A 4,024-nucleotide genomic window follows, 5' to 3' on the forward strand; every position below is an offset into this window, starting at 1 on the left:
GGGAGAGGATACGAAGGCCGGGTGAGCTTCAGCGAACCCTTGGCCGAAGTTGGTGAGGGGTCTGCTCCACAGGCTCGAGTGAGGACACAAGAAATGACCAACATGATGAAAGCCCTCGTCAAGGCGAAACCCGAGGTCGGCCTCTGGATGGAGCATGTGCCGGTGCCCGAGCCGGGTCCGAACGACGTGCTGATCAAGGTGAAAAAATCCGCGATCTGCGGCACCGACGTGCATATCTGGAACTGGGACCAATGGGCGCAGAAGACCATTCCGGTGCCGATGGTGGTCGGCCATGAATTCGTCGGCGAGATTGCGCAGATCGGCTCCGCGGTCACCAAATATCATGTCGGCGAGCGCGTTTCCGGCGAGGGGCATATCGTCTGCGGAAAGTGCCGCAATTGCCGTGCGGGCCGGGGGCATCTCTGCCGCAACACGCTCGGCGTCGGCGTGCATCGCCCGGGCTCGTTCGGCGAGTTCGTCTGCATTCCCGAATACAATGTCGTCTCCATCCCCGACGACGTGCCCGATGAGATTGCCGCCATCTTCGATCCCTTCGGCAATGCGGTGCACACCGCGCTGTCCTTCGACCTGGTCGGCGAGGACGTGCTGGTCACCGGCGCCGGGCCGATCGGCATCATGGGCGCCATGGTCGCCAAGCGCTCCGGCGCCCGCAAGGTGGTGATCACCGACATCAATCCGGTGCGGCTGGCGCTCGCTGAAAAGCTGGGCATTGACTACGTTGTCGATGCTTCGAAGGAAAATCTCTCGGACGTGATGAAACGCATCGGCATGACCGAGGGTTTTGATGTCGGGCTGGAAATGTCGGGCGCGGCACCGGCCTTCCGCGACATGATCGACAAGATGAACAATGGCGGCAAGATCGCCATTCTCGGCATCGCGCCCACCGGCTTCGAGATCGACTGGAACAAGGTGATCTTCAAGATGCTCAACCTGAAGGGCATCTATGGCCGCGAAATGTTCGAGACCTGGTACAAGATGATCGCCTTCGTGCAGGGGGGGCTGGATCTCGCCCCGATCATCACCCACCGGATCGGCATCGACGATTTCCGCGAAGGTTTCGAGGCGATGCGTTCCGGTAATTCCGGCAAGGTGGTGATGGACTGGATGTGAGCTTGAAATCCCGCACGGCTGTGTCATCTGTTGTCGACGAAACGCGTAGAGAGGGCGCTGATGGCCTATATCGGTAGCTGTCATTGCGGCGGTATTGTCTTCGAGGTCGATGGCGAGATCACCGAAGTGATAGACTGCAATTGTTCGATGTGCCGCCGGCGCGGCGGGCTGATCGCTTTCGTGCCGAGCGAAATGGTGACCTTGCGCACGCCGGAAGCGGCCGTCTCCACCTACCAGTTCCACAAACACGTCATCCTCCACCATTTCTGCGCCGTTTGCGGTATCGCACCCTATGGCGAAGGGGACGGAATGGACGGCCCGATCGCGGCGATCAATGTTCGCTGCCTGCTGGACGTGGATCTGGATTCGCTCGTCGTCATCAAGGTCGATGGCAAGCAGTTCTGAGGCGGCGACCTTGCCCATCGGCGCCGTGAGGGCGCGATTCCTGTCTGACGGCAGTCTCGAAATCGTTCAGCCCTTGTCTTTTGGCGGGCAGTTCCTACATTTCCGGCATGGGAACTGAATCTTTTTAAGCCGATGGCTTGATTCGGCCTTTTTTGCCGATTTGAACGGTTTTTCGCCGGAAATGCTTGACGGGACCGAAAATTGTGGGAATCACCATTTCTAACACAGAAGGTGAAATGGGTACGGCCGATACGACCATCATGAAGATGATGTCCAAATGGCGCTGCTGTCGCAGCCGGCCTTGGAACCACGGTGACTATCGTGGTTAATCAGGAATTAAATGTCATCCCTTTACGTCAGGGGTAATGATTCGCGGTGGGAGCGTTTGACGCACCCGGGCCTAGATCAGGTTGCACCGCTCACACGTTGAATGCTGTCCAGGAAAGCGACGATTTAAATGGCAACAAAAGTCAAAGAGAACGAAGAAGCTGAAGGCGAACGCGAAGGCGCACCTGACGGACCGCTTCTCGACCTCTCGGATGACGCTGTCAAGAAGATGATCAAGGCCGCCAAGAAACGCGGCTATGTGACCATGGACGAGCTGAACTCCGTCCTGCCTTCCGAGGAAGTGACCTCCGAGCAGATCGAAGACACGATGGCGATGCTGTCCGACATGGGCATCAATGTCGTCGAGGACGAGGAAACCGAAGAGGGTGGCGCCGCCGCCGAGGAAGAAGACAGCGATTCCGATAGCGAAAGCGAAGGCGGCGAACTTGCGCCTTCGAGCGGCACGGCGCTTGCGACCGCCAAGAAGAAAGAACCGACCGACCGTACCGATGATCCGGTGCGCATGTACTTGCGCGAAATGGGCTCGGTCGAGCTCCTGTCGCGCGAGGGCGAAATCGCCATCGCCAAGCGCATCGAGGCCGGTCGCGAAACCATGATCGCCGGTCTCTGCGAGAGCCCGTTGACGTTCCAGGCCATCATCATCTGGCGTGACGAACTCAACGAAGGCAACACGCTGCTGCGCGAGATCATCGATCTTGAAACCACCTATTCCGGCCCCGAGGCCAAGGCTGCGCCGCAGTTCCAGAGCCCGGAAAAGATCGAGGCCGATCGCAAGGCGGCCGAGGAAAAGGAAAAGAACCGCAGGCCGCGCGGCGGCGACGACGACATCACCAATGTCGGCGGTGAAGGCCTGCCGCCGGAAGAAGAGGAAGAGGACGACGACGAGTCGAACCTTTCCCTTGCGGCCATGGAAGCCGAACTGCGCCCGCAGGTCATGGAAACGCTCGACATCATCGCCGAGACCTACAAGAAGCTGCGCAAGCTGCAGGACCAGCAGGTGGAAGCCCGACTGGCTGCGACCGGTACCCTGTCGCCGGCCCAGGAGCGCCGCTACAAGGAACTGAAGGACGAACTGATCACGGCCGTGAAGTCGCTGTCGCTCAATCAGAACCGTGTCGACAGCCTTGTCGAGCAGCTCTACGACATTTCCAAGCGCCTGATGCAGAACGAAGGCCGGCTGCTGCGGCTCGCCGAATCCTACGGGGTCAAGCGCGACTCGTTCCTGGAGCAGTATTCCGGGGCCGAACTCGATCCGAACTGGATGAAGTCGATCTCCAACCTGGCCGCCAAGGGCTGGAAGGAATTCGCCAAGAACGAAAACACGATGATCCGCAACCTCCGTGCCGAGATCCAGAACCTCGCCACGGAAACCGGCATTTCGATCGCCGAATTCCGCCGCATCGTCTCGATGGTGCAGAAGGGCGAGCGTGAAGCCCGCATCGCCAAGAAGGAAATGGTCGAGGCAAACCTGCGTCTCGTCATCTCCATCGCCAAGAAGTACACCAACCGCGGCCTTCAGTTCCTGGATCTCATCCAGGAAGGCAATATCGGCCTGATGAAGGCGGTCGACAAGTTCGAGTACCGTCGTGGCTACAAGTTCTCGACCTATGCGACCTGGTGGATTCGCCAAGCGATCACCCGCTCGATCGCCGACCAGGCCCGCACCATCCGCATTCCGGTGCACATGATCGAGACGATCAACAAGATCGTTCGTACCTCGCGCCAGATGCTGCACGAGATCGGCCGCGAGCCGACCCCGGAAGAACTGGGCGAAAAGCTGGCCATGCCGCTCGAAAAGGTCCGCAAGGTCCTGAAGATCGCCAAGGAGCCGATCTCGCTCGAAACCCCGGTAGGCGACGAAGAGGATTCGCATCTCGGCGATTTCATCGAGGACAAGAACGCGCTGCTGCCGATCGACGCCGCCATCCAGGCGAACCTGCGCGAGACGACGACCCGCGTGCTGGCCTCGCTCACGCCGCGCGAAGAGCGCGTCCTGCGCATGCGTTTCGGCATCGGCATGAACACCGACCATACGCTCGAAGAAGTCGGCCAACAGTTCTCGGTCACCCGCGAGCGTATCCGCCAGATCGAGGCCAAGGCGCTGCGCAAGCTGAAGCACCCGAGCCGCTCCAGGAAGCTG

Annotated in this window: 3 protein-coding genes; all 3 read left to right on the plus strand. The window is 59.9% G+C overall.

Annotated features, from left to right (window positions below; translation table 11 throughout):
* Positions 1 to 93: 93 nt before the first annotated feature.
* On the plus strand, positions 94 to 1,131 hold the full coding sequence (tdh, locus tag VL202_RS21295) for an L-threonine 3-dehydrogenase (protein ID WP_325466056.1): 1,038 nt from the start codon (positions 94 to 96) through the stop codon (positions 1,129 to 1,131).
* Between the two features lie 60 nt (positions 1,132 to 1,191).
* The gene (locus VL202_RS21300; RefSeq protein WP_325466057.1) at positions 1,192 to 1,536 is read left to right on the plus strand and encodes a GFA family protein; all 345 of its coding nucleotides are present in this window, start codon (positions 1,192 to 1,194) and stop codon (positions 1,534 to 1,536) included.
* Positions 1,537 to 1,993: 457 nt separating this feature from the next.
* On the plus strand, positions 1,994 to 4,024 hold a 2,031-nt coding region (gene rpoD, locus VL202_RS21305), incomplete at its 3' end, for an RNA polymerase sigma factor RpoD (protein WP_325466058.1).

This window comes from Pararhizobium sp., from assembly GCF_035497515.1.
In the GTDB taxonomy this organism is placed as follows: Bacteria; Pseudomonadota; Alphaproteobacteria; order Rhizobiales; family Rhizobiaceae; genus Pararhizobium.

Bases quoted from the DNA above. Each gene is read 5' to 3' on its own strand.
- tdh (WP_325466056.1), top strand. From the start codon at position 94: ATGACCAACATGATGAAAGCCCTCGTCAAGGCGAAACCCGAGGTCGGC.
- VL202_RS21300 (WP_325466057.1), top strand. From the start codon at position 1,192: ATGGCCTATATCGGTAGCTGTCATTGCGGCGGTATTGTCTTCGAGGTC.